The organism is Streptococcus mitis, assembly GCF_946190155.1.
GTDB classification, from domain to species: Bacteria; Bacillota; Bacilli; order Lactobacillales; family Streptococcaceae; genus Streptococcus; species Streptococcus mitis_CL.
Genome location: NZ_CAMHZL010000010.1, coordinates 24,172 through 48,422, shown reverse-complemented (window position 1 = coordinate 48,422; position 24,251 = coordinate 24,172). Strand labels below are relative to the sequence as shown.

Below are 24,251 nucleotides of genomic sequence, written 5' to 3'. Positions count from 1 at the left end.
GCGTCAACGTCGCCTTGCCGTACTCAAGTACAGCCTGCGGCTAGTTTCCTAGTTTGCTCTTTGATTTTCATTGAGTATAAGAACTTCAGTTGGCTCCCAATTTTAAAAAAGAAAAACATAAATAAATAGTTGAAAAAATTCACAGCATTCACCATTATTTTCAAGGAGAAAAACAGTGAAAAAAAGGAAAAAACTCGCTCTATCCCTTGCAGCTCTTTTGCTGGCAGGTTCTTTGGCGGGATGTGCTAGCTGGATTGATCGTGGGGAATCCATGACAGCTGTTGGCTCAACGGCTCTTCAGCCCTTGGTCGAAGCAGCAGCAGATGAATTTGGCTCTATGCACATTGGAAAAACAGTTAACGTCCAAGGTGGCGGATCTGGTACAGGTCTGTCTCAGGTTCAGTCTGGAGCCGTTGATGTAGGAAATTCAGACGTATTTGCCGAGGAAAAAGACGGTATCAACGCATCCGCTCTAGTGGACCATAAGGTAGCCGTAGCGGGCTTGGCAGTCATTGTAAACAAAGAAGTTGATGTTGAAAATCTGACAACTGAACAACTCCGTAGCATCTTCACAGGTCAAGTGACCAACTGGAAAGAAGTCGGTGGGAAAGACCTAGCCATTTCCATTATCAACCGCGCGGCAAGTTCAGGTTCACGTGCAACCTTTGATAGTGTTATCATGGATGGTCAATCTGCCGTGCAGAGTCAAGAACAGGATTCAAATGGGATGGTTAAAAACATTGTTTCTCAGACACCAGGAGCCATTTCTTACCTAGCCTTTGCCTATGTGGATGACTCGGTTAAACGCATGAAGTTGAATGGCTATGAGCCGATTGCAGAAAATGTTACAAGCAATAACTGGCCTTTGTGGTCTTATGAACACATGTACACCCTAGGCCAACCAAATGAATTGGTGGCAGAATTCCTCAACTTTGTCCTCTCTGATGAAGCGCAAAGCGGAATCGTTAAGGGAATGGGCTATATTTCTGTCAAGGAAATGAAGGTTGAAAAAGATGCTGTCGGAACGGTGACAGCACTAGAAGGGAGTCACTAATGAATCAAGAAGAATTAGCTAAAAAATTACTTTCTCCCTCAAAGAACTCTCGTCTAGAGAAATTAGGAAAAGGCTTGACCTTTGCTTGTCTGTCTTTGATTGTTATCATCGTGGCTATGATTTTGATCTTCGTAGCCCAAAAAGGTTTGTCGACCTTCTTTGTCAATGGGGTCAATATCTTTGATTTTCTCTTTGGCCAAACTTGGAATCCTTCAGGTAAACAATTTGGTGCCCTTCCTATGATTTTGGGTTCCTTTATTGTCACAATCCTATCAGCCCTGATCGCAACTCCTTTTGCCATTGGTGCGGCAGTCTTTATGACTGAAGTTTCACCAAAAGGTGCTAGAATCTTGCAGCCAGCCATTGAATTGCTAGTTGGGATTCCTTCCGTCGTGTATGGATTTATCGGTTTGCAGGTCGTAGTTCCTTTTGTCCGTAGTGTCTTTGGTGGGACTGGTTTTGGGATTTTGTCAGGGATTTTCGTTCTCTTTGTCATGATTTTACCGACGGTAACCTTTATGACAACCGATAGCTTGCGTGCGGTGCCTCGTCACTACCGGGAAGCTAGTTTGGCTATGGGTGCCACTCGTTGGCAAACCATCTGGCGCGTGACCTTGAAAGCAGCGCGTTCAGGGATTTTCACAGCAGTGGTCTTTGGGATGGCGCGTGCCTTTGGTGAGGCCTTGGCCATTCAGATGGTCGTCGGAAACTCAGCCGTTGTCCCAACTTCATTGACAACACCTGCTGCGACCTTGACGTCTGTTTTGACCATGGGTATCGGAAATACCGTTATGGGAACAGTTGATAATAACGTTCTCTGGTCACTGGCCTTAGTCTTGCTCTTGATGAGTTTGGCCTTCAACAGTGTGATTAAATTGATTACGAAAGAAAGAGGAAAGAAAAACTATGCACGCTAAGAAATTAGATAAAATTGCAACAGCTGTCCTCTACTCAATTGCAGGAATTATCGTTGCCATCTTGGCATCCTTGATTCTTTATATCTTGGTTCGTGGTTTGCCCCACATCTCTTGGTCTTTCTTGACTGGCAAATCCTCTTCTTACCAAGCAGGTGGAGGGATTGGAATTCAGCTTTATAATTCCTTCTTCCTTTTGGTCATTACCTTGATTATCTCTGTGCCTTTGTCTATGGGAGCTGGGATTTTCCTAGCTGAATACGCCAAAAAAGGTCCTGTGACCAACTTTGTCAGAACCTGTATTGAAATCTTGTCTTCATTGCCATCTGTGGTTGTAGGTCTCTTTGGTTACTTGATCTTTGTAGTTCAGTTTGAGTATGGATTTTCAATCATTTCAGGTGCTTTGGCCTTGACAGTCTTTAACTTACCTCAGATGACTCGTAATGTTGAAGACAGCTTGAAACACGTTCACCATACGCAACGTGAGGCCGGCTTGGCCCTTGGAATTTCTCGCTGGGAGACAGTGGTCCATGTGGTCATTCCAGAAGCCCTTCCAGGTATTGTGACTGGGGTCGTCTTAGCTTCTGGTCGTATTTTTGGTGAGGCGGCTGCTCTCATCTATACAGCAGGACAATCCGCTCCAGCCCTAGACTGGTCTAACTGGAATATTCTCAGTGTGACTAGCCCAATCTCTATCTTCCGTCAAGCAGAAACCTTGGCTGTCCACATCTGGAAAGTCAATAGTGAAGGTACTATTCCAGATGGAACCATCGTATCAGCAGGTTCTGCGGCCGTGCTCCTCATCTTTATCCTCATCTTTAACTTTGGAGCCCGCAAACTTGGAAGCTACCTACATAAGAAATTAACCGCTGCCTAAAGGAGATGCCATGTCAAAATATAATTGGGATGAAAAGCATATCATCACCTTTCCTGAAGAGAAAGTGGCCCTCTCTACTAAGGATTTACATGTTTACTACGGTAAAAAAGAATCCATCAAGGGCATCGATATGCAATTTGAAAAAAATAAAATTACTGCCTTAATTGGCCCATCTGGTTCAGGAAAATCAACCTACCTCCGCAGTCTCAACCGTATGAATGATACCATTGATATTGCCAAGGTAACAGGTCAAATCCTCTACCAAGGGATTGATGTTAACCGTCCAGAAATCAATGTTTATGAGATGCGTAAACACATCGGAATGGTCTTCCAACGCCCAAATCCCTTTGCCAAGTCTATCTACCGCAATATTACTTTTGCTCATGAACGTGCAGGGGTTAAGGACAAGCAAGTCTTGGATGAAATTGTGGAAACCTCTCTTCGTCAGGCTGCCCTTTGGGACCAGGTCAAAGACGATTTACACAAATCAGCCTTGACCCTATCAGGTGGTCAGCAGCAACGTCTCTGTATTGCTCGTGCTATCTCTGTTAAACCAGATATCCTCTTAATGGATGAACCAGCGTCAGCCTTGGATCCGATTGCGACAGCCCAGCTGGAAGAAACGATGCTGGAATTGAAGAAGGACTTTACCATCATCATCGTGACTCACAGTATGCAGCAGGCTGCGCGTGCTAGTGACTACACAGGATTTTTCTACTTGGGCGACTTGATTGAGTACGATAAGACCTCTAATATTTTCCAAAATGCCAAACTACAGTCAACCAATGACTACGTGACAGGACACTTTGGATAGAAAGGAAACAGTATGACAGAAGCGATTTTACAGGTATCAGACCTGTCCGTTTACTACAATCAAAAAAAGGCTTTGAATAGCGTTTCCCTATCTTTCCAACCTAAGGAAATTACAGCCTTGATCGGTCCATCTGGATCAGGGAAATCAACCCTCCTAAAGGCTATCAACCGCATGGGGGATCTCAATCCAGAGGTAACCACAACTGGTTCGGTGGTTTACAACGGCCACAATATCTACAGCCCACGTACAGATACAGTTGAATTGCGGAAGGAAATCGGTATGGTTTTCCAACAGCCGAACCCTTTCCCTATGTCTATCTACGAAAATGTTGTCTACGGGCTGCGTATCAATGGAGTGAAGGACAAGCAGGTTCTGGATGAAGCAGTAGAAAAAGCCTTGCAACGAGCTTCTATCTGGGATGAGGTCAAGGATCGCCTGCATGATTCAGCTATCGGGCTTTCAGGTGGACAACAACAACGTGTTTGTGTTGCCCGTGTCTTGGCAACCAGTCCTAAAATCATTCTCTTGGATGAACCGACTTCAGCCTTGGACCCTATCTCGGCCGGTAAGATTGAGGAAACCTTGTATGGTCTAAAAGATAAATACACCATGCTCTTGGTTACGCGTTCCATGCAACAAGCCTCTCGTATCTCTGACAAGACAGGATTTTTCCTAGATGGAGATTTGATTGAGTTTAACGATACCAAGAAGATGTTCCTCAACCCACAACACAAGGAAACAGAAGATTATATTTCAGGAAAATTTGGATAAGGAGATAAATGATGTTACGTTCTCAATTTGAAGAAGATTTGGAGAAATTGCACAACCAGTTCTATGCTATGGGACAAGAAGTGCTATCCCAAATCAATCGTACGGTGCGTGCCTTTGTTACGCATGACCGTGATTTGGCCAAGGAAGTCATCGAAGACGATGCAGAAGTAAACGAATACGAAGTGAAATTGGAAAAGAAATCATTTGAAATGATTGCTCTTCAACAACCAGTTTCTCAAGATTTGCGTACTGTTCTAACAGTCTTAAAAGCCGTATCTGACTTGGAACGTATGGGTGACCATGCCGTTTCCATTGCCAAGGCGGCAATTCGTATGAAGGGAGAGCAACGCATCCCAGCTGTTGAAGAAGAAATCAAGAGAATGGGTCGCGATGTCAAGAACTTTGTCGAAGCAGCCCTTGAACTTTATCTGAATGGTTCAGTAGACCAGGCCTATGAAGTAGCAGCCATGGACGAAAAAATCAACCATTACTTTGATAGCATTCGTGATTTGGCTACAGAAGAAATCAAGAAAAATCCTGATGCCATCGTTACAGGTCGTGATTATTTCCAAGTGATTGCCTTCTTGGAACGTATTGGAGACTATGCCAAAAATATCTGTGAATGGGTTGTTTACTTTGAAACAGGTAAGATTGTCGAACTATAAAATAGATTCATTCTGTATAAAAAGGAACTTGAAATCAATTGATAGCTCCTTTTATTGAATTAAAAAAATTTTTTTAAGATAAAAATTCAAAAAACACTTGACAAGCAACTTGGATAGAGTTATAATTATACAAAATTAACAGAGAGGTTGTTTATTTATGAAATCAAAAAAATGGATATTTGCTTTATGTAGTTTTCTTGCAAGTTTCTTCTTAGTAGCTTGCCAGTCGGGTTCTAATGGTTCGCAGTCAGCTGTTGAGGCCATTAAGCAAAAGGGGAAATTAGTTGTGGCGACTAGTCCTGACTATGCACCTTTTGAATTCCAATCCTTAGTTGACGGGAAAAATCAGGTAGTCGGTGCGGATATTGATATGGCCCAGGCTATTGCTGATGAACTTGGGGTGAAGTTGGAAATTTCAAGCATGAGTTTTGATAATGTCTTGACCAGTCTTCAAACTGGTAAGGCTGACCTAGCAGTTGCGGGAATTAGCGCTACTGACGAGAGAAAAGAAGTCTTTGATTTTTCAATCCCTTACTATGAAAACAAGATTAGTTTCTTGGTTCGTAAGGCTGATGTAGAAAAATACAAGGATTTAACTAGCCTTGAAAGTGCTAATATTGCGGCCCAAAAAGGGACTGTTCCAGAGTCTATGGTCAAGGAACAATTGCCAAAAGCTCAGCTGACTTCCCTAACCAATATGGGTGAAGCTGTTAATGAATTACAGGCTGGAAAAGTAGATGCTGTTCACATGGATGAGCCAGTTGCCCTTAGCTACGCTGCTAAAAATGCTGACCTAGCTGTCGCAACTGTCAGCTTGAAGATGAAGGACGGTGAAGCCAATGCAGTTGCTCTAAGAAAAAATAGTGCTGATTTGAAAGAAGTGGTGGACAAGGTCATCCAAAAACTCAAGGATGACGGCACCTACCAAAAATATCTTGAAAAAGCGGCAACCTTAACAGAAGTTGAAGAATAATACTCAATGAAAATCAAAGAGCAAACTAGGAAGCTAGCCGCAAGCTGTACTTGAGTACGGTAAGGCGACGCTGACGTGGTTTGAATTTGATTTTCGAAGAGTATAAGAAAAAAGCAGAGTTGGAAGTCAATCCAATTCTGCTTTTAAATAGTTTAAAACCTTTTCCAGATTTTCTAAGGATACCTTGGCAAATTGATAAGGGCAGGCATCCAAGTAAGCCTCCTCAAAGAAGTCCAATTTCAGCTGACTGTGTTTTAGGCTGGCGATTTTAGGATACTGTCTGAGATCGAGCAATAAACCATCGTGTAGGGGATAATGAGGAAGGGGACAAGGTGTTTTAGTTAAGATTTCCTCGATTTGTTTTTGGTAAGTTTCCTGATTGGACAAGCGAGCCAGACGATTTTTCTCAAATAATTGACTGTCAATATAGAGTGATAAGGCCTTTTGCATGATGAGGTTGCTGTCGTAGTCTAGGATATTTTTGTAGGCCACAAAGGCTTCTTTGATAGCATTTGGCAGAATGAGTGCCGTAATCCGCAGGGCTGGAAAGAGGCTGGTTGAGAAGGACTTGATATAAATGACGCGCTCCTCTGTATCTAGATAGTGGAAGGTCTGGCCCTTCTTGGAGTCCAAATCCCCCAAATAGTCGTCCTCTACGATATAGACACCATACTTGGCAGCTAAGTCAAGAATAGCTCGTTTGTCCTGCTCAGAATAGGAATGCCCCAGAGGATAGTGGAAGCGAGGAATGGTATAGAAAAACTTAATTTTTCCTGTTTTGAAGTGGCCTTCCAGTTCCTCCAAGTCAATCCCATCAATGCCTCGTTCAATCGTTTGATAGTCCAGACCTTGAGCAATCAAGAGACGATTCATCCGATGGTAGGTCGGCTGTTCCACCAAGATTGCCTTGGCTTGGCTAGGAAAAGATATTTGAGAAAGGATAAACAAGGCTTGCTGGGTTCCAGAAGTCAGTACAAGTTGATCAGCCTTGCAGTAGAGGGCTTGGTCAAAGAGCAGTTTATGAATGGATTGTCTTAAGTCTTCTAAACCTTCTTGGTTGTCATAGTAGTTGAAGAGGTAGTTTTCTCGGCCAATTAAGGTTTCATTGACACAGAGTCGGAAATCGTCATAGGCGCTGGCATGTTCGTCCGTAACCTCGATTTCTAGATCTTGATGTTGCCCTTGTTCTAGGACATAATAGCCACTCTGGGGCTTGGCATAGAGGTATTGTTCGTGTCGTAATTCCAGTAGGGCTCGTTGAATGGTATCCTTGCTACAGTGAAAGTCAAGGCTCAGTTGACGGATAGAAGGCAGGCGACTTCCCGTTGGAAAGCGCCCAGACTCGATACTATTTTTCAGATAGGAAACGACCTCTTGGTACTTGCTTTGTTTCTTCATTCCAGACCTCCCTTGATTTTGTTACATTGTACCTTTTTTTTTCCTTCTTGGCAATGTCTAGAGTGTTTCTATCGTTCACATCTAGGGGCAAATGTGGTATACTTAGGAGTAACATTTATAGAATAACAGACAAGAAAGTGAATGGATAAGAACGTGCAGGAACCAGTGAAATTATTTCAATACAATACCCTTGGAGCTTTGATGGCAGGCCTTTATGGTGGTACCATGACAGTAGGAGAATTGCTGGAGCATGGTGACCTTGGTTTGGGAACCTTGGATTCTATTGATGGGGAATTGATTGTCTTGGATGGCAAGGCTTATCAGGCCAAAGGATCAGGAGATCAGCCAGAAATTGTGGAAGTATCACCAGATGCCCTTATTCCTTATGCAGCAGTAGTACCACATCAGGCAGAAGTTATTTTCCGCCAGCGCTTTGAGATGACAGACAAGGAATTGGAAGAACGAATTGAGTCTTATTATGACGGGGAAAATCTTTTCCGTTCTATCAAGATTCGTGGGGAATTTTCGCATATGCATGTGCGTATGATTCCCAAGTCGACACCAGATACCAAGTTTGCTGAGGTCGCAACCCATCAACCTGAATATCGTCGAGACAATGTAGCAGGAACCATCGTTGGTTTCTGGACGCCAGAGATTTTCCATGGAGTCAGTGTGGCAGGCTATCATCTACACTTCATCTCAGATGATTTGACCTTCGGTGGGCATGTCATGGACTTTGTCATAAAAGAAGGAATCATCGAGGTGGGAGCAGTTGATCAGTTGGACCAGCGTTTCCCAGTCCAAGATCGCCAATACTTGTTTGCCAAGTTCAATGTTGATGAGATGAAAAAAGATATTGAAAAGGCAGAATAGGAGAAGAAAATGACCATTCATATCATTATTAGCATAGTACTGTTGCTAGCTTTTCTGATTGGGAGTATTTGGTATGCCAAAAAGAAATACCAGATCAATCTAGCTGTCTTGGGCTTGGGGGCTGTTGCCTTCTTTCTCTCTTCACAGATTTTAGAAAAACTGGTGCATATTTTGGTTTTACATCCTCAAAAAGACGGTAGTATTGCCCTCTTGCAGGATCATCCACTTGTCTATATCATCTATGGCCTAGCCATGGCAGCATTTTTTGAGGAAACAGCTCGTCTTATTTTTTTCAAATGGTTGGAGAAAAAGAGAAGTTTGGAAAAGGCAGATGCCTTGGCTTATGGATTGGGGCATGGTGGCTTGGAGTTGATTTTCCTAGGTCTTGCTAGTTTGCTTAATCTCTACATCGTTCTCTCAGCAGTTCAAACGCAAAATCCACAGGTTATGCAATTGCTGTCTGAAAATATGTTAAAAACCATTCAGTCACTTTCTGTCTGGCAGATTTATTTGCTTGGTTTTGAGCGAATTTTGGCGCTAGGTTTTCAATTACTTTTGACTGTTTGGGTTTACCAAGCTGTTCGCCGGAAGAAATGGATTTATCTCCTAGCAGCCTATGGTCTACATGCCTTCTTTGACCTAGCTCCATCTCTAGCTCAAGTAGGATGGATTACAAGTCCAGTCTTGGTTGAAGTTATTCTACTAGTTGAACTGATCCTAGTTGCCTATGGAACTAAGGCAATCTTTTGCAAAAAATCATAAGAAAAGAGGGGAAACCTCTTTTTTTGTTTAAAATAAGCCCAAGATTTTTTAGGGTCGTCAAATGGTCTTAAAAATGGTATAATGGAATGAATTTTGTAAAAGGAAGAGTGTCATGTCAGTAAAAGAAAAAATGCTTGAAATCTTAGAAGGGATTGATATCCGTTTCAAGGAACCCTTGCATAGCTATAGTTATACAAAAGTAGGTGGAGAGGCCGATTATTTGGTCTTTCCACGAAATCGTTTTGAGTTGGCGCGCGTTGTCAAATTTGCCAATCAAGAAAATATCCCTTGGATGGTTCTTGGGAATGCCAGCAACATCATTGTTCGTGATGGTGGGATTCGTGGATTTGTCATCTTGTGTGACAAGCTCAATAATGTTTCCGTTGATGGTTATACCATTGAAGCTGAAGCTGGTGCCAACTTGATTGAAACAACTCGCATTGCCCTTCGTCATAGTTTGACTGGCTTTGAGTTTGCTTGTGGCATTCCAGGAAGCGTCGGCGGTGCTGTCTTTATGAATGCAGGTGCCTATGGTGGTGAGATTGCCCACATCTTGCAGTCTTGTAAGGTCTTGACCAAGGATGGAGAAATCGAGACCCTGTCTGCAAAAGATTTGGCTTTTGGTTACCGCCATTCAGCCATTCAGGAGTCTGGTGCAGTTGTCTTGTCAGCTAAATTTTCCCTTGCTCCAGGAAACCATCAGGTTATCAAGCAAGAAATGGATCGCTTGACGCATCTACGTGAACTCAAGCAACCTTTAGAATATCCATCTTGTGGTTCGGTCTTTAAGCGTCCAGTAGGGCATTTTGCAGGTCAATTAATTTCAGAAGCTGGCTTGAAAGGCTATCGTATCGGTGGCGTAGAAGTGTCTGAAAAGCACGCAGGTTTTATGATCAATGTTGCTGATGGAACGGCTAAAGACTACGAGGACTTGATTGAGTCTGTTATCGAAAAAGTCAAGGAACACTCTGGCGTTACTCTTGAGAGAGAAGTTCGTATCTTGGGTGAAAGCAAGTAGGAAGCTGTAGTTGAAAAGCTGCTGCTATGTCATGGAAAGGGGGTGAAAGCCTATCGTCAGTGCAGAAGAATGTAGGCAGTTCAATCTCCTACGCGAGGTAGTAGCGGCCTGACAGAGCCCTGATCTGTTAATCTATGAAAAAGAAGGAATAAATGACAATTGAAAAAACCAATTATTGAATTCAAAAACGTCTCTAAAGTTTTTGAAGACAGCAACACCAAGGTTCTCAAAGATATCAACTTTGAGTTGGAAGAAGGGAAATTCTATACCCTTCTAGGCGCATCTGGTTCAGGGAAATCAACTATCCTAAACATCATTGCAGGTTTACTGGATGCGACGACAGGAGATATTTTACTGGACGGTGTCCGCATCAATGACATCCCAACCAACAAGCGAGACGTCCATACGGTCTTCCAATCCTATGCCTTGTTTCCACATATGAATGTGTTTGAAAATGTTGCCTTTCCACTCCGCTTGCGTAAAATTGACAAGAAAGAAATCGAGCAGCGCGTAGCGGAAGTTCTCAAGATGGTTCAGTTGGAAGGTTACGAAAAACGTTCCATTCGTAAACTCTCTGGGGGACAACGTCAGCGTGTGGCTATTGCCCGTGCCATCATCAACCAACCCCGTGTGGTCTTGTTGGACGAGCCTTTATCAGCGCTGGACTTGAAATTAAGAACAGACATGCAGTACGAACTGCGTGAACTACAACAACGATTGGGTATTACCTTTGTCTTTGTTACTCACGATCAGGAAGAAGCACTTGCCATGAGTGACTGGATTTTCGTTATGAATGATGGCGAGATTGTCCAGTCAGGAACACCTGTGGACATCTACGATGAGCCAATCAACCACTTTGTTGCCACCTTTATCGGTGAGTCAAATATCTTGCCAGGAACCATGATTGAGGACTACTTGGTTGAGTTTAACGGCAAACGCTTCGAAGCGGTCGATGGTGGGATGAAGCCAAACGAGCCAGTCGAAGTCGTGATTCGTCCAGAGGACTTGCGCATTACCCTTCCTGAAGAAGGTAAGCTCCAAGTTAAGGTCGATACCCAGCTATTCCGTGGGGTTCACTATGAGATTATCGCCTATGACGAACTTGGCAATGAATGGATGATCCACTCAACTCGTAAGGCCATCGTTGGTGAGGAAATCGGTCTGGACTTTGAACCAGAAGACATCCACATCATGCGTCTCAACGAAACCGAAGAAGAGTTCGATGCTCGTATTGAGGAGTACGTAGAAATCGAAGAGCAAGAAGCAGGTTTGATCAATGCAATCGAGGAGGAAAGAGATGAAGAAAACAAGCTCTAAACTCTTTGTAGTGCCCTACATGCTCTGGATTGCCCTCTTTGTATTGGCACCCTTGGTATTGATTTTCGGTCAATCCTTTTTCAACATTGAAGGCCATTTTAGTTTAGAAAACTATAAATCCTACTTTGCGTCACAAAACTTAACCTATCTCAAAATGAGTTTTAACTCTGTACTTTATGCAGGGATTGTGACCTTTGTGACCTTGCTTATCAGCTATCCAACGGCCCTCTTTTTGACCCGTCTCAAGCACCGTCAACTCTGGCTCATGCTGATTATCCTGCCTACCTGGATTAATTTGCTCCTTAAGGCCTATGCCTTTATCGGGATTTTTGGTCAGAATGGCTCTATTAACCAATTCTTGGAATTTATCGGAATCGGTTCGCAACAGTTGCTCTTTACCGATTTCTCCTTTATCTTTGTCGCAAGCTACATCGAGCTTCCCTTTATGATTTTGCCGATTTTCAATGTCTTGGACGATATGGATAACAATCTCATCAATGCCAGCTATGACCTGGGTGCGACCAAGTGGGAGACCTTCCGTCATGTCATCTTCCCTCTGTCTATGAACGGCGTGAGAAGTGGGGTTCAGTCGGTCTTTATTCCAAGCTTGAGTCTCTTCATGCTGACTCGTTTGATTGGTGGGAACCGCGTTATTACTCTGGGGACAGCCATTGAGCAGAACTTCCTAACCAATGACAACTACGGTATGGGTTCTACCATCGGTGTGATTCTCATCCTGACCATGTTCATCACCATGTGGGTGACCAAGGAAAGGAGAGAACGATGAAAAAATTTGCCAATCTTTATCTGGGACTGGTCTTTCTTGTCCTCTACCTGCCGATTTTTTACTTGATTGGCTACGCCTTTAATGCAGGCAACGACATGAATAGCTTTACAGGCTTTAGCTTGAGCCATTTTAAAACCATGTTTAACGATGGTCGCCTTATGTTGATTGTGACTCAGACCTTTTTATTGGCCTTCCTGTCAGCCTTGATTGCGACCATTATCGGGACTTTTGGTGCTATTTACATCTACCAGTCTCGTAAGAAATACCAAGAAGCCTTTCTATCTCTCAATAATATCCTCATGGTTGCGCCTGACGTTATGATTGGTGCCAGCTTCTTGATTCTCTTTACCCAACTCAAGTTTTCACTTGGTTTTTTGACCGTTCTCTCTAGTCATGTGGCCTTCTCCATTCCTATCGTGGTCTTGATGGTCTTGCCACGTCTTAAGGAAATGAACGGCGATATGATTCATGCAGCCTATGACTTGGGAGCCAGTCAATTTCAGATGTTTAAGGAAATCATGCTTCCTTACCTGACACCGTCTATCATTGCAGGTTATTTCATGGCCTTTACCTATTCGCTAGATGACTTTGCCGTGACCTTCTTTGTAACGGGAAATGGCTTTTCAACCCTATCAGTCGAGATTTACTCTCGTGCTCGCAAGGGGATTTCCTTAGAAATCAATGCCCTGTCTGCCCTTGTCTTTCTCTTTAGTATTATCCTAGTTGTTGGATATTACTTTATCTCACGTGAGAAGGAGGAGCAAGCATGAAAAAACTCTATTCATTTTTAGCAGGAATTGTAGCGATTATCCTGGTCTTGTGGGGAATTGCGACGCATCTAGACAGTAAAATCAATAGCCGAGATAGTCAAAAACTGGTTATCTATAACTGGGGTGACTATATCGATCCAGAACTCTTGGAGAAATTCACAGAAGAAACAGGAATCCAAGTACAGTACGAGACCTTTGATTCCAACGAAGCCATGTACACCAAGATTAAGCAGGGTGGAACGACCTACGATATTGCCATTCCTAGTGAATACATGATTAATAAGATGAAGGACGAAGACCTCTTGGTACCTCTTGACTATTCAAAACTTGAAGGTCTTGAAAATATCGGGCCAGAGTTCCTCAACCAGTCCTTTGACCCAGGCAATAAATTCTCTATCCCTTACTTCTGGGGAACCTTAGGAATTGTCTACAATGAAACCATGGTAGAGGAAGCACCTGAGCATTGGGATGATCTCTGGAAGCCAGAGTATAAAAACTCTATCATGCTTTTTGATGGGGCGCGTGAGGTATTGGGACTAGGACTCAATTCGCTCGGCTACAGCCTCAACTCCAAGGATACCCAGCAGTTAGAAGAGACAGTAGACAAACTCTACAAACTGACTCCAAATATCAAGGCTATTGTGGCGGACGAGATGAAGGGCTACATGATTCAGAATAACGCTGCTATCGGCGTGACCTTCTCTGGTGAAGCCAGCCAAATGCTAGAAAAAAATGAAAATCTACGCTATGTGGTACCAACTGAGGCCAGCAACCTTTGGTTTGACAATATGGTCATTCCCAAAACAGTTAAAAACCAAGATGCCGCCTATGCCTTTATCAACTTTATGTTGAAACCCGAAAATGCTCTTAAAAATGCGGAGTATGTCGGTTATTCAACTCCAAACCTACCAGCTAAGGAATTACTCCCAGAGGAGAAAAAAGAAGATAAAGCCTTCTATCCAGATGCTGAAACCATGAAACACTTAGAAGTTTATGAGAAATTTGACCATAAATGGACAGGAAAATATAGCGACCTCTTCCTACAGTTTAAAATGTATCGGAAGTAGTAGTTAGCAGTCACGAAACGAATCAGTCAAGCTGGTTCGTTTTTTTTATGTAAAAGGCAATTTTTGTAATTGTATGTTTTTCTATGATAGTTGCTTATTTGCTTGCCTAGTAGTATACTAAGTTTAACATTACAGAAAGCGGTAACAAATAATGAAAGTGTCTACTTTTTTCAAAAAAAGTTTCTGGCCAACCTTCTTGACTGTTCAGCAAACTGTTATACTATTCTCTCTAAAGGATGGTTTGGATCGACAATACCTAACAACTGATTCCATACATTTGGTGATAGGGTTCTTTATATTTGCAAATATTTGAGTAGCTATATTTAGCAATTCGAAAACTTGGGATAAAAAGAAAAATGGCAGTAAGACAAAATATATCCAGAAAAAGTAATCGGAGATGTAGGGAATTGGTCTGATTCAATGGAGATGATTTCCAGTTGACGCAAGCTTAAAAAAACGTTATAATAAGAAAGTTGAGAATTGATTTTCAGTAGTCTTAGTCCAGAGAAATGGCGGTGCTGCGAGCCATCTAAGCTAGGAAGTCATGCTACTCAATCATACAATTGCATAAGAACAAGAGAATGACAAGTTCATTGAATGAAGGTGGTACCGCGGTTTTTCGCCCTTCGTGATATGAGCTTGTCTTTTGATTTTTGGAGGTGTTGATGAAAACATTTCTTGTCAAACAAAAGTTTCGTCTTGGAGGCGAACGCTTCGCTATCAAGGATGACAGGGGAGAAATCGCCTATCAGGTAGAGGGATCATTTTTTAAGATTCCTAAAACCATTACCATCTATGATGCTAATGGTGAACAGGTCAGTCGGATCAGTAAAGAAATCTTGACCTTGCTTCCTCGTTTTGAGATTCAGCTTCGGGATGGCTCGAGTTTTGTCATTCGTAAGAAGTTGACCTTCTGGCGAGATAAGTATGAGTTTGATAATCTGGGGCTTCGTATCGAGGGCAATATCTGGGATTTGAATTTCAAACTACTGGATGATCGCGATCAGTTGATCGCGGAAATCAGGAAAGAACTCTTCCATCTGACCTCTACTTATAACGTAACAGTCCTTGAGGACGCTTATGCAGACCTAGTCATTTCTCTCTGTGTCGCGATTGACTATGTGGAAATGCTGGAAAGCCAATCAAATTAAACAAGTAATAAGGAGACAATATGAAACAACTATCTAGTGCACAAGTACGCCAAATGTGGCTTGATTTCTGGGCGACCAAAGGTCACTCTGTAGAACCATCAGTCAGCTTGGTTCCTGTAAATGATCCAACACTTTTGTGGATTAATTCTGGGGTAGCAACCCTTAAGAAATACTTTGACGGGACTATTATCCCTGAAAATCCACGTATTACCAATGCCCAAAAGGCTATCCGTACCAACGATATTGAAAACGTAGGGAAGACTGCACGTCACCATACCATGTTTGAAATGTTGGGGAACTTCTCTATCGGGGATTACTTCCGTGACGAAGCGATCACTTGGGCTTATGAGCTTTTGACAAGCCCAGAATGGTTTGACTTCCCAGCTGAGAAACTTTACATGACCTACTATCCAGACGATAAAGATTCTTACAACCGCTGGATTGCAGTAGGAGTGGACCCAAGTCACTTGATTCCAATCGAGGACAACTTCTGGGAAATCGGTGCAGGACCTTCTGGACCTGATACAGAGATTTTCTTTGACCGTGGGGAAGCCTTTGACCCAGAAAATATTGGACTTCGCCTGCTTGCAGAAGATATTGAAAACGACCGTTACATCGAAATCTGGAACATCGTTTTGTCACAATTTAACGCAGATCCTGCTGTTCCTCGTAGCGAATACAAGGAATTGCCACACAAGAATATTGATACGGGCGCTGGTTTGGAGCGTTTGGTGGCCGTTATCCAAGGGGCTAAGACCAACTTTGAAACGGACCTCTTCATGCCGATCATCCGTGAAGTGGAGAAATTGTCTGGTAAGGTTTATGACCAAGATGGCGATAACATGAGCTTTAAGGTTATCGCTGACCACATCCGTTCACTTTCATTTGCTATCGGTGATGGTGCCCTTCCAGGAAATGAAGGTCGTGGTTATGTCCTTCGTCGTTTACTCCGTCGTGCTTCTATGCATGGTCAAAAATTGGGTATCAACGAGCCTTTCCTTTACAAACTTGTTCCAACGGTTGGAAAAATCATGGAAAGCTACTACCCAGAAGTTCTTGAAAAACGTGACTTTATCGAAAAAATCGTTAAGAGCGAAGAAGAATCATTTGCTCGTACCCTTCACTCAGGTCAACACTTTGCCCAAGGCATTGTAGCTGACTTGAAAGAAAAAGGTCAATCTGTCATTGCTGGTCAAGATGTATTCAAACTTTATGACACTTATGGATTCCCAGTTGAATTGACTGAAGAAATCGCTGAAGAAGCTGGGATGACTGTTGACCGTGAAGGATTTGAAGCAGACATGAAAGAACAGCAAGAACGCGCGCGTGCGTCAGCTGTTAAAGGTGGTTCAATGGGTATGCAAAATGAAACCCTTCAAAACATCACTGTAGAAAGTGTCTTCAACTACAATGCTAGCCAATTATCTTCTAAATTGGTGGCTATCGTGGCTGACAATGCAGGAGTAGAAGCTGTGTCAGAAGGAACTGCCTCACTTATCTTTGCAGAGACTCCATTCTATGCTGAAATGGGTGGACAGGTCGCTGACCATGGACAAATTTTGGATGGGTCAGACAAGGTTGTAGCTACTGTGACCAATGTTCAAAAAGCACCAAACGGACAAGCACTTCACACGGTTGAAGTTCTTGCACCGCTTGCCTTGAACCAAGAATATACCTTGGCAATTGATACAAATCGTCGTCACCGTGTCATGAAAAACCACACTGCGACTCACTTGCTTCACGCTGCCCTTCACAATATCCTTGGAAGCCATGCAACTCAGGCAGGATCTCTTAATGAAGTTGAATTCCTTCGCTTTGACTTTACCCACTTCCAAGCTGTAACTGCTGAAGAATTGCGTGCGATTGAGCAGCAAGTCAACGAGAAAATCTGGGAAGCTCTTGAAGTGAAGACAGTTGAAACGGATATTGACACTGCTAAAGAAATGGGAGCTATGGCTCTCTTTGGTGAGAAATACGGCAAGGAAGTCCGTGTTGTTACTATCGGTGACTACTCTATCGAGCTTTGTGGTGGTACCCACGTTGGCAACACTTCTGAAATTGGCCTCTTCAAGATTGTCAAAGAAGAAGGTATCGGTTCAGGAACTCGCCGTATCTTGGCAGTGACTGGTAAGGAAGCCTTTGAAGCCTACCGTGAACAAGAAGACGCTCTTAAAGCTGTCGCAGCAACCTTGAAAGCACCTCAAGTCAAGGAAGTACCTCACAAGGTAGAAGGACTTCAAGAACAACTTCGTCAATTGCAAAAAGAAAATGCTGAGTTGAAAGAAAAAGCCGCAGCTGCAGCCGCAGGCGATATCTTCAAGGATGTTCAGGAAGTCAATGGTCACCGTTACATTGCTAGCCAAGTATCTGTATCTGATGCTGGTGCTCTTCGTACCTTTGCGGATAACTGGAAACAAAAAGATTACTCTGATCTTCTTGTCCTTGTTGCTGCTATCGGTGACAAAGTCAATGTCCTTGTAGCAAGCAAGACAAAAGACCTTCATGCAGGAAACCTTGTCAAAGAATTGGCACCAATCGTCGATGGACGTGGTGGTGGTAAACCAGACATGGCCATGGCAGGAGGAAGCAACCAAGCTAAGATCCAAGAATTGTTGGATGCAGTAGCAGGTAAATTATAAGAAAATAAAGATCTATCCATTTGGGTAGGTCTTTATGTGAATGCCAAAAAGCCAAATCCGATTGGATCTGGCTTGATTATCATTAGCTATTAGATTGTATTAGCTGCCCAGACACTTACCGAAGCAGTTGAGACTGGGAATTGTCCATAACCTTCCTCATCAATTGTAACTTGACCTTGGTGGTTTCCAAGTAAATCTACAAAGATTTGGTTAGCCCATTCTTGGCCGACAAACATTGATTTGCTATTTTCTTGGTCATTTGAAATCAAGACTGCGATTGGGGATTGATTTTTAGCACCTGAACGTACCCAACCGATACAGTTAGCATCATCAAAGTAGTCATTTTGTTCTCCATAAGCCAAATCTTTTCGGATAGCTAGGAGGCGGTCAAGGACTTCTTTGAAATCTTGTTGAGCATACTGCCCTGAAATCCCATAGTAGTCTCCGTAAAAGACACATGGAAGGCCGTCTTGGCGTAATAGAATGAGGGCATAGGCTGCAGGTTTGAACCATTCTTCAACAGTAGACTCAAGAGCCTGACCACGTTGGGTATCGTGGTTGTCGACAAAGGTTACAGCCTTGTATGGTTTGAGTTCAACCAAGCTATCTGTGAAAATACCACGAAGGTCATAGTTTGCGCCAGCTTGACTGGCTTCAAAGAGATTCTGGTGGAGACGAACATCAACAAGGTCGAATCGTTCTTCCGTTTTTTCAAGATAGTCCAGATTGGCTTCCTTGTCAGGATTCCAGAATTCACCAAAAACATAGAAATCCTCACCGTATTTTTCCTTCATATCACGGATAAAATTACTCATGAAGAAAGAGTCAATGTGTTTAACGGCATCCAAGCGGAAACCAGCTACACCAGTCGTTTCCATGAACCAGTCAGCCCAGTCATAGATATTTTGGATGACTTCAGGATGTTTAAAGTCTAGGTCGGCATACATGAGGTAGTCATAGTTACCGTTTTCATTATCGACCAATTCCTCATTTGCCCAACCCTTGTTGTCTCCTTGGATGAGATAAATGCCAGACTTGCGGCGTTTGGCATCATAGTCTGTACCGGTGAAGTGGTACCAGTGCCAGTGGAAGTCATTGTAGGTATCTTGGCGACCATCGAAGGTAAAGCTAGTCCAGCCATTGATGGTGAAGGGTTCCCCAAGTTCAACTGTACGGTCTACAGGATCCACTTCAATAACCTGAAAGGCTTCCATATGATCAGCAGCAGCCTTGTGATTGAGCACCACATCGGCCATAGGTTGAATTCCCTGCGCTTTTAGGGTTTGAATAGCTTGAAGATAGTCTTCTTTGAAACCATACTTGGTGCGGACAGTCCCTTTTTGGTTGAACTCTCCAAGGTCAAATAAGTCATAGACACCATAGCCGACATCTTTTTCATTGGTAGCCTTGAAAGCTGGTGGCATCCAGACATGACTGATACCGAGATCAGCTAGGTGTTGAGCATCTTCAGCCAGACGCGTCCAGTGCTGGCCGTCATGGGGCAGATACCATTCAAAGTATTGCATGATTGTTTGATTTTGCATGATGTTTCCTCTTACTTGTCAATCTTGTTCTTTATTCTATCATAAAGTATCGGTTAGCTCAAACGTTTGCGTAAAACTGAATAATAAGTTTTTGACTATTTTATATAAAATGTTGATTTTTAAAATGAAAGCGCTATAATTATAGTGAATTACATAGATAAAGAGAGGAGATTTCTCATGATTGAATTTCAAAATGTTAGTAAGTTGTATGGTGATAAAGAGGCCTTGAGCAATCTCAATCTGCAGATTGAAAATGGAGAGATTATGGGCTTGATTGGCCATAATGGGGCTGGAAAATCGACCACTATAAAATCCTTAGTCAGTATCATTTCACCCAGCAGTGGTCGTATTTTGGTAGACGGTCAGGAGTTATCGGAAAATCGCTTGGCTATTAAACGGAAGATTGGCTACGTAGCGGACTCGCCTGACTTATTTTTACGCTTAACGGCTAATGAATTTTGGGAATTGATTGCTTCATCCTATGATCTGACTAGCTCTTACTTGGAGACTAGTCTAGCTAGGCTATTGAACGTTTTTGATTTTGCTGAAAATCGTTATCAGGTTATTGAAACTCTTTCTCACGGAATGCGTCAGAAAGTCTTTGTCATCGGAGCACTCTTGTCCGATCCCGATATTTGGGTCTTGGACGAACCCTTGACTGGTTTGGATCCCCAGGCTGCCTTTGATTTGAAGCAGATGATGAAGGAACATGCACAAAAAGGCAAGACGGTCTTGTTTTCAACCCATGTCCTAGAGGTGGCAGAGCAAGTCTGTGATCGGATTGCCATTTTGAAAAAGGGGCATTTGATCTATTGTGGTAGCGTAGAGGACTTGAGAAAAGACCACCCAGACCAGTCTTTAGAAAGTATCTATCTTAGCCTTGCTGGTAGAAAAGAGGAGGTTTCAGATGCGTCTCAAGGTCATTAAAAAATTAGTTGATATCAATATCCTCTATTCATCTCAAGAAGCTAATCTGGCTAACCTACGAAAGAAGCAGGCTAAGAATCCTGGGAAAAAAGTAAATGTTTCCGCTAGAGTCCTAAGTTCTTACATTTTTTCTAGTCTCTTGATGCTTTTCATGTTTATAAATATAGCCTTTCGTTTTCCTTTTGAGGAAATGCCTGTTTATTTTAGCTTCATGGTTGCTATTTTACTAGTGATTGCCTTTTCAACTTCTTTAACAGCTTTTTACAATGTCTTTTATGAGAGTAAGGACCTGGTCTCCTATAGGCCCTATGCCTTTAAAGAATCAGAGATTATAATCGCTAAAGGACTGTCTGTCCTCTTGCCAGCTCTGCCTGGAATTGTACCAATCCTAGCTTATTTTCTAGTCCTCTATATTAGGCTAGCACCTTCTCTTTGGCTAGGCTTGCCTTTGATGCTACTGTCCTTGACCTTATTATTTGTCTCTGTTACTTTAGTGATGGTAGTGGCAGTACATTTCTTGGCTCAGACTAGGGTCTTCAGAAAGTATCAGTCTATTTTTTCGAATGTGATGATTGGGATAGGGGTTCTCATACCTTTAATATTTGTCTTCTTTCTACAGTCGACTTCTGGAGTTATAGTTGACAGAGTTAGAGACATTCCACCTCTTCTTTATCCTATTCATCTCTTTTACAAAATAGCAGTGGAGCCTTTTTCGAAAGAAGCCATCCTGGGTCTGCTCGCTTGGATAGGACTAACACTCTTCCTGCTTTACTTGAGCAAAAAGAAGGTTTTTCCTCGTTTTTATGACGTGATTCTGCTTAACAGTGAGGAGAAGGTCAAGAAAGAACGTCACAGTAAGGAGAGAATTTCAACTACTAAAAAGGGATTTTTCCGCATGGTTTTACGCTACCACCTCACCCTCTTGGGACAGGGGACTGGCGTGATTACAGTGCTTTTTACAAGTGCTTTTCTTCCTTATCTCATGATGATCGGTCTGATTTCCAAAATTCGAGATTCTCAGATAGTTCCAGATATTCATCCTCCATACTGGTTACCCTTGTTTTTTATAGGATTGTTTATAGCAGTTGTCAATAACAATATTACCAGCCTGCATTCAATTGCCTTGTCCTTGGAGAGGGAAAATGTTGATTTTCTTAAGAGTTTACCCTTTGACTTTGCTCGTTATGTGAAAGTGAAATTTTGGATTATATTTGCTGTCCAGTCCTTTTTACCAATTCTGACGTTACTTGGTCTTTCTCTATATCTAGGCTTGCCCATCCTTTCGATGATTTACCTTCTTGCGACATGGGTCCTTGCCAGTGTCATCCTTTCTTACCACAATTACTTTAAGGACGTGAAAAATCTGTCAACCAATTGGAGTAGCATTACGGACTTGGTGAACCGTTCAAATCGTATAGTAGCAATAGTTTTATTGTTTATTTATAGTGCAATCCTAATGGCCCTTGTAATAGGGAGCTTATTCTTGGTTCAGTCTCTCTCTACTATCCTTGCCATTAGCTTGGGAGTAGGAGTTCTTATCCTCTTGCTTGCTCTTGCTATTTTTGGCTATCATTACTACCTGTCACGCATATTGGCAGAAATAGAAAAATGATAAGCTAGTTGATCGCTTGCTTGATAAATTTTAAAAAAGAAATGCTCCTCCAAGGCGGAAGAGCATTTTTTATTGTGATTTTGATTCAGCTTCAGCCGACTCTGGGTGGAGTTCTTGGTAACTTGGTGCCTTGAAAAGGTTAGTACTGGTTTTGCCTTGTCGTTGGCTAAAGAGGCTCGTTGATTGACTACCTTTTTCCTGCTCAATCTTTTGCAGAATTGGCAAGGAATTGAGGTAAGAAATACTTTCTGTATCAACTTTTCCAAGATGATCTGCTTGGTAGAAACGTATCAAATCACCAGTTTGAATCTGGTCGCTGAGTTTTAGCTGTTGGCTGGCTGCCTGCCGAACGATTTCTAGTTCAGTCTGAGCTTGTTCATCAAGATTGCTGATTTCAAGACCGCTCTCAGTATAGTAGGTTCGGCCGTCATAACTGGTGTATTTTGGTGTAACGAAGGAATTGGCAGTCCGAAAGGCAACGATTTCTTGATGATCTGGAGACAGAAGGTCCTGGCCAACTTGAAGGAAGGAATTGGACTCAATACCAAGGAGGTGTTCGAGAGTCGGTAAGATATCGATTTGTCCACCGTAGGTATTGATGATTTGTCCTTTTTCATAGCCAGGCATGAACACCATAAAAGGCACTCGTTGCAACATAGCATTGTCGTAATTCGACCAGTTCTCAGAAGTCTTGCCAATCAAGGGAGCCAGGTCAGGATTGCGGGAATTAGAAATGCCATAATGGTCTCCGTAGATGACGATGATGGATTTTTCATAGAGGCCACTTTCTTTGAGATAGTCAAAGAAGGACTTAATAGCACTATCCAGATAGTTAGCCGTTTGGAAGTAGCCATTGATCGTTTCATCTTTGGTTTTGGCCAGTGGGAAACCAAGCTCATTGCCTGTCAGATTGCTAGCATAGGGATAGTGATTGGACACCGTGATATACTTGGCATAAAAAGGCTGCTGCAAGTGCTCCAGATATTGGATAGAATCTTTCATCATGATTTTATCATTCAAACCATATTGGAAAGAATTGCTACTGTCTTGCTTAGTAAAATAGGCTGCGTCAAAGAAGTATTGGTAGCCCCATTGTTTATAGGTCGTATTTCGATTCCAGAAGGTCCCGATATTACCGTGAAAGACGGCACTCGATTGATAGCCGTTTTTTGATAGGATAAAAGGAGCTGCCTGCTGAGTATTGGTACCACCGTAATTGACCATAAAGGAACCTTGGTTAAGCCCAAACAAACCAGTCTCCAGCATGGTTTCCGCATCTGAGGTTTTACCAGCCTTGACTTGGTTAAAGATATTAGAAAAGGCTAGGGTTGATTGTGAATGGTAGAGGGAATTAAGGAAGGGAGTGACTTCATGCTCAGTTCCATCTATGTTGAGTTTATAGTCAAGTAGGAACTGCTGGAAACTCTCTAGGTGGAGATAGATCACATTTTTCCCTTTGGCAAGGCCAAAATAGTCTGGATTAGGCTTAGCAGCATGTTCTTGAATATAGTCTGTAATAGGTTGAAGGTCGGTCTCAGAAGCCTTAGCACGTTCTTTGTTGGCGCTGTAGGATTGGTTGGCACTATAACCTAAAAAGGCTGGCAAACTAAGGGCACGAACAACATAATAATTAGAAAATCCTCGCGACAGGAGATCGGGACGTTCAATTTCAGCCAAGAAAAGATTAGCTGAAAAGAGCAGGGCTGAGAGAGCAGTGATAGCAACACTCGAGCGGAATTTGAAAGATCTCCTATCCAGCTGGATGAATTTTTTAAAGAAAAGGAAAGCCAGCACTGGGAAATCCATAAAATAGAGAAAATCCCAAGGACGCAGTAACTCTAGTTCTGCAGTACCAACAGACACCTTGCTAGCGACCTTCATGGTATTAGCCGTGATAAAGTCACTAAATTCTCGATAGTAAAAGACATTGGAATAGAGCCAAATGAATAAAAGGCTGTAAATAGCTATACTGAGACTGTAAAAGACCTTGGTTGACCGAGCATAGAGGGCGAGAGCTAGTAGAAGGAGGCCCAAAGGAAGGGGGTTGAAAAAGGCGATAAAGGCAAGGTAATTTCCTTGCAGCTTGCCCAATTGAATATCTAAATTAAAGTCAACGGTATAGGCTAATAAGGTTTTGAGCCAATAGAGGATTAAAAGGGTTAGGACAAAACCCAGTCTGGTACCAATGGCTTTTTGGATTTTGTTAAAATTGATTCTCACACAATCACTTCCTAAGTTTTTATTAGTATTAGTATACCATTTTTTAAAACTAGAGTAAAAAAGCAAGGGTAGTTTCTTTTTTGAGAATTGCCTAAAAG

The 24,251-nt window shown here is 42.5% G+C and carries 21 protein-coding genes and 1 pseudogene; 19 read left to right on the top strand and 3 right to left on the bottom strand.

Going from position 1 to position 24,251, the window contains the following annotated elements; genetic code table 11:
* The first annotated feature begins 175 nt into the window (after positions 1-175).
* From N8O80_RS08195 to N8O80_RS08165, 7 genes are all read left to right on the top strand, one after another.
* A complete protein-coding gene (locus N8O80_RS08195) occupies positions 176-1,054 on the top strand; it encodes a phosphate ABC transporter substrate-binding protein PstS family protein (protein WP_049486872.1) in 879 nt (292 codons plus the stop codon).
* On the top strand, positions 1,054-1,971 hold the full coding sequence (gene pstC / locus N8O80_RS08190; RefSeq protein WP_001070903.1) for a phosphate ABC transporter permease subunit PstC: 918 nt from the start codon (positions 1,054-1,056) through the stop codon (positions 1,969-1,971). Before N8O80_RS08195 ends, pstC begins: the two co-directional genes overlap by 1 nt.
* Positions 1,961-2,845, top strand: coding sequence for a phosphate ABC transporter permease PstA (pstA, locus tag N8O80_RS08185; protein ID WP_000543046.1), 885 nt, complete (start codon positions 1,961-1,963; stop codon positions 2,843-2,845). Before pstC ends, pstA begins: the two co-directional genes overlap by 11 nt.
* A 10-nt stretch (positions 2,846-2,855) precedes the next feature.
* The gene (gene pstB / locus N8O80_RS08180) at positions 2,856-3,659 is read left to right on the top strand and encodes a phosphate ABC transporter ATP-binding protein PstB (RefSeq protein WP_020900241.1); all 804 of its coding nucleotides are present in this window, start codon (positions 2,856-2,858) and stop codon (positions 3,657-3,659) included.
* 12 nt (positions 3,660-3,671) lie between these two features.
* Positions 3,672-4,430 carry a phosphate ABC transporter ATP-binding protein PstB gene (gene pstB / locus N8O80_RS08175; protein ID WP_000133484.1) on the top strand — a complete coding sequence of 253 codons (759 nt, stop codon included), beginning with the start codon at positions 3,672-3,674 and terminating at the stop codon, positions 4,428-4,430.
* A gap of 11 nt (positions 4,431-4,441) precedes the next feature.
* Complete coding sequence (phoU, locus tag N8O80_RS08170; RefSeq protein WP_000946458.1) at positions 4,442-5,095, top strand: phosphate signaling complex protein PhoU; 654 nt, start codon at positions 4,442-4,444, stop codon at positions 5,093-5,095.
* A 157-nt stretch (positions 5,096-5,252) separates the two neighbouring features.
* On the top strand, positions 5,253-6,068 hold the full coding sequence (locus N8O80_RS08165) for an ABC transporter substrate-binding protein (RefSeq protein WP_261027778.1): 816 nt from the start codon (positions 5,253-5,255) through the stop codon (positions 6,066-6,068).
* A gap of 126 nt (positions 6,069-6,194) precedes the next feature.
* Here N8O80_RS08165 and N8O80_RS08160 read toward each other — a convergent pair whose 3' ends face one another.
* Positions 6,195-7,466 (bottom strand): aminotransferase-like domain-containing protein, encoded by a 1,272-nt coding sequence (locus N8O80_RS08160; protein WP_120770363.1) that lies wholly within the window; start codon positions 7,464-7,466, stop codon positions 6,195-6,197.
* Between the two features lie 141 nt (positions 7,467-7,607).
* On the opposite strand from N8O80_RS08160, the gene budA reads away from it, so the two are divergent.
* The 10 genes and pseudogenes from budA (at position 7,608) to alaS (ending at position 17,850) form a co-directional block, all read left to right on the top strand.
* Complete coding sequence (gene budA, locus N8O80_RS08155; protein ID WP_004259844.1) at positions 7,608-8,339, top strand: acetolactate decarboxylase; 732 nt, start codon at positions 7,608-7,610, stop codon at positions 8,337-8,339.
* 9 nt (positions 8,340-8,348) lie between these two features.
* Positions 8,349-9,101, top strand: a complete 753-nt coding sequence (locus N8O80_RS08150) for a YhfC family intramembrane metalloprotease (protein WP_261027775.1) — start codon at positions 8,349-8,351, stop codon at positions 9,099-9,101.
* A gap of 112 nt (positions 9,102-9,213) precedes the next feature.
* Positions 9,214-10,119: a UDP-N-acetylmuramate dehydrogenase gene (gene murB / locus N8O80_RS08145; RefSeq protein ID WP_084925818.1), complete on the top strand. Its 906-nt coding sequence runs from the start codon at positions 9,214-9,216 to the stop codon at positions 10,117-10,119.
* Positions 10,120-10,278: 159 nt separating this feature from the next.
* Positions 10,279-11,436: an ABC transporter ATP-binding protein gene (locus tag N8O80_RS08140; RefSeq protein ID WP_000742900.1), complete on the top strand. Its 1,158-nt coding sequence runs from the start codon at positions 10,279-10,281 to the stop codon at positions 11,434-11,436.
* Positions 11,417-12,223: an ABC transporter permease gene (locus tag N8O80_RS08135; RefSeq protein ID WP_261027774.1), complete on the top strand. Its 807-nt coding sequence runs from the start codon at positions 11,417-11,419 to the stop codon at positions 12,221-12,223. Before N8O80_RS08140 ends, N8O80_RS08135 begins: the two co-directional genes overlap by 20 nt.
* Positions 12,220-12,993, top strand: coding sequence for an ABC transporter permease (locus tag N8O80_RS08130; RefSeq protein WP_120718651.1), 774 nt, complete (start codon positions 12,220-12,222; stop codon positions 12,991-12,993). Before N8O80_RS08135 ends, N8O80_RS08130 begins: the two co-directional genes overlap by 4 nt.
* Positions 12,990-14,060 carry an ABC transporter substrate-binding protein gene (locus N8O80_RS08125; protein WP_061590278.1) on the top strand — a complete coding sequence of 357 codons (1,071 nt, stop codon included), beginning with the start codon at positions 12,990-12,992 and terminating at the stop codon, positions 14,058-14,060. The genes N8O80_RS08130 and N8O80_RS08125 overlap by 4 nt, the downstream gene beginning before the upstream one ends.
* 151 nt (positions 14,061-14,211) lie before the next feature.
* A pseudogene (locus N8O80_RS08120) lies at positions 14,212-14,451 on the top strand (hypothetical protein).
* A 274-nt stretch (positions 14,452-14,725) separates the two neighbouring features.
* The gene (locus N8O80_RS08115) at positions 14,726-15,211 is read left to right on the top strand and encodes an LURP-one-related/scramblase family protein (protein WP_020901514.1); all 486 of its coding nucleotides are present in this window, start codon (positions 14,726-14,728) and stop codon (positions 15,209-15,211) included.
* A gap of 20 nt (positions 15,212-15,231) precedes the next feature.
* Positions 15,232-17,850 (top strand): alanine--tRNA ligase, encoded by a 2,619-nt coding sequence (gene alaS, locus N8O80_RS08110; protein WP_020901513.1) that lies wholly within the window; start codon positions 15,232-15,234, stop codon positions 17,848-17,850.
* Between the two features lie 89 nt (positions 17,851-17,939).
* Here alaS and N8O80_RS08105 read toward each other — a convergent pair whose 3' ends face one another.
* Positions 17,940-19,394 (bottom strand): alpha-amylase, encoded by a 1,455-nt coding sequence (locus tag N8O80_RS08105; RefSeq protein ID WP_261027770.1) that lies wholly within the window; start codon positions 19,392-19,394, stop codon positions 17,940-17,942.
* Positions 19,395-19,571: 177 nt separating this feature from the next.
* On the opposite strand from N8O80_RS08105, the gene N8O80_RS08100 reads away from it, so the two are divergent.
* Both N8O80_RS08100 and N8O80_RS08095 read left to right on the top strand, forming a co-directional pair.
* Positions 19,572-20,321 (top strand): ABC transporter ATP-binding protein, encoded by a 750-nt coding sequence (locus N8O80_RS08100; protein WP_261027768.1) that lies wholly within the window; start codon positions 19,572-19,574, stop codon positions 20,319-20,321.
* On the top strand, positions 20,302-21,933 hold the full coding sequence (locus N8O80_RS08095) for a hypothetical protein (protein ID WP_261027767.1): 1,632 nt from the start codon (positions 20,302-20,304) through the stop codon (positions 21,931-21,933). The genes N8O80_RS08100 and N8O80_RS08095 overlap by 20 nt, the downstream gene beginning before the upstream one ends.
* A gap of 69 nt (positions 21,934-22,002) precedes the next feature.
* Here the strand turns inward: N8O80_RS08095 and N8O80_RS08090 are convergent, their stop codons facing one another.
* Positions 22,003-24,153, bottom strand: a complete 2,151-nt coding sequence (locus N8O80_RS08090; RefSeq protein WP_261027765.1) for an LTA synthase family protein — start codon at positions 24,151-24,153, stop codon at positions 22,003-22,005.
* Between the last annotated feature and the right edge of the window lie 98 nt (positions 24,154-24,251).

Bases quoted from the DNA above. Each gene is read 5' to 3' on its own strand.
- pstC (WP_001070903.1), top strand. From the start codon at position 1,054: ATGAATCAAGAAGAATTAGCTAAAAAATTACTTTCTCCCTCAAAGAAC.
- pstA (WP_000543046.1), top strand. From the start codon at position 1,961: ATGCACGCTAAGAAATTAGATAAAATTGCAACAGCTGTCCTCTACTCA.
- pstB (WP_020900241.1), top strand. From the start codon at position 2,856: ATGTCAAAATATAATTGGGATGAAAAGCATATCATCACCTTTCCTGAA.
- pstB (WP_000133484.1), top strand. From the start codon at position 3,672: ATGACAGAAGCGATTTTACAGGTATCAGACCTGTCCGTTTACTACAAT.
- phoU (WP_000946458.1), top strand. From the start codon at position 4,442: ATGTTACGTTCTCAATTTGAAGAAGATTTGGAGAAATTGCACAACCAG.
- N8O80_RS08165 (WP_261027778.1), top strand. From the start codon at position 5,253: ATGAAATCAAAAAAATGGATATTTGCTTTATGTAGTTTTCTTGCAAGT.
- N8O80_RS08160 (WP_120770363.1), bottom strand. From the start codon at position 7,466: ATGAAGAAACAAAGCAAGTACCAAGAGGTCGTTTCCTATCTGAAAAAT.
- budA (WP_004259844.1), top strand. From the start codon at position 7,608: ATGGATAAGAACGTGCAGGAACCAGTGAAATTATTTCAATACAATACC.
- N8O80_RS08150 (WP_261027775.1), top strand. From the start codon at position 8,349: ATGACCATTCATATCATTATTAGCATAGTACTGTTGCTAGCTTTTCTG.
- murB (WP_084925818.1), top strand. From the start codon at position 9,214: ATGTCAGTAAAAGAAAAAATGCTTGAAATCTTAGAAGGGATTGATATC.
- N8O80_RS08135 (WP_261027774.1), top strand. From the start codon at position 11,417: ATGAAGAAAACAAGCTCTAAACTCTTTGTAGTGCCCTACATGCTCTGG.
- N8O80_RS08130 (WP_120718651.1), top strand. From the start codon at position 12,220: ATGAAAAAATTTGCCAATCTTTATCTGGGACTGGTCTTTCTTGTCCTC.
- N8O80_RS08125 (WP_061590278.1), top strand. From the start codon at position 12,990: ATGAAAAAACTCTATTCATTTTTAGCAGGAATTGTAGCGATTATCCTG.
- N8O80_RS08115 (WP_020901514.1), top strand. From the start codon at position 14,726: ATGAAAACATTTCTTGTCAAACAAAAGTTTCGTCTTGGAGGCGAACGC.
- alaS (WP_020901513.1), top strand. From the start codon at position 15,232: ATGAAACAACTATCTAGTGCACAAGTACGCCAAATGTGGCTTGATTTC.
- N8O80_RS08105 (WP_261027770.1), bottom strand. From the start codon at position 19,394: ATGCAAAATCAAACAATCATGCAATACTTTGAATGGTATCTGCCCCAT.
- N8O80_RS08100 (WP_261027768.1), top strand. From the start codon at position 19,572: ATGATTGAATTTCAAAATGTTAGTAAGTTGTATGGTGATAAAGAGGCC.
- N8O80_RS08095 (WP_261027767.1), top strand. From the start codon at position 20,302: ATGCGTCTCAAGGTCATTAAAAAATTAGTTGATATCAATATCCTCTAT.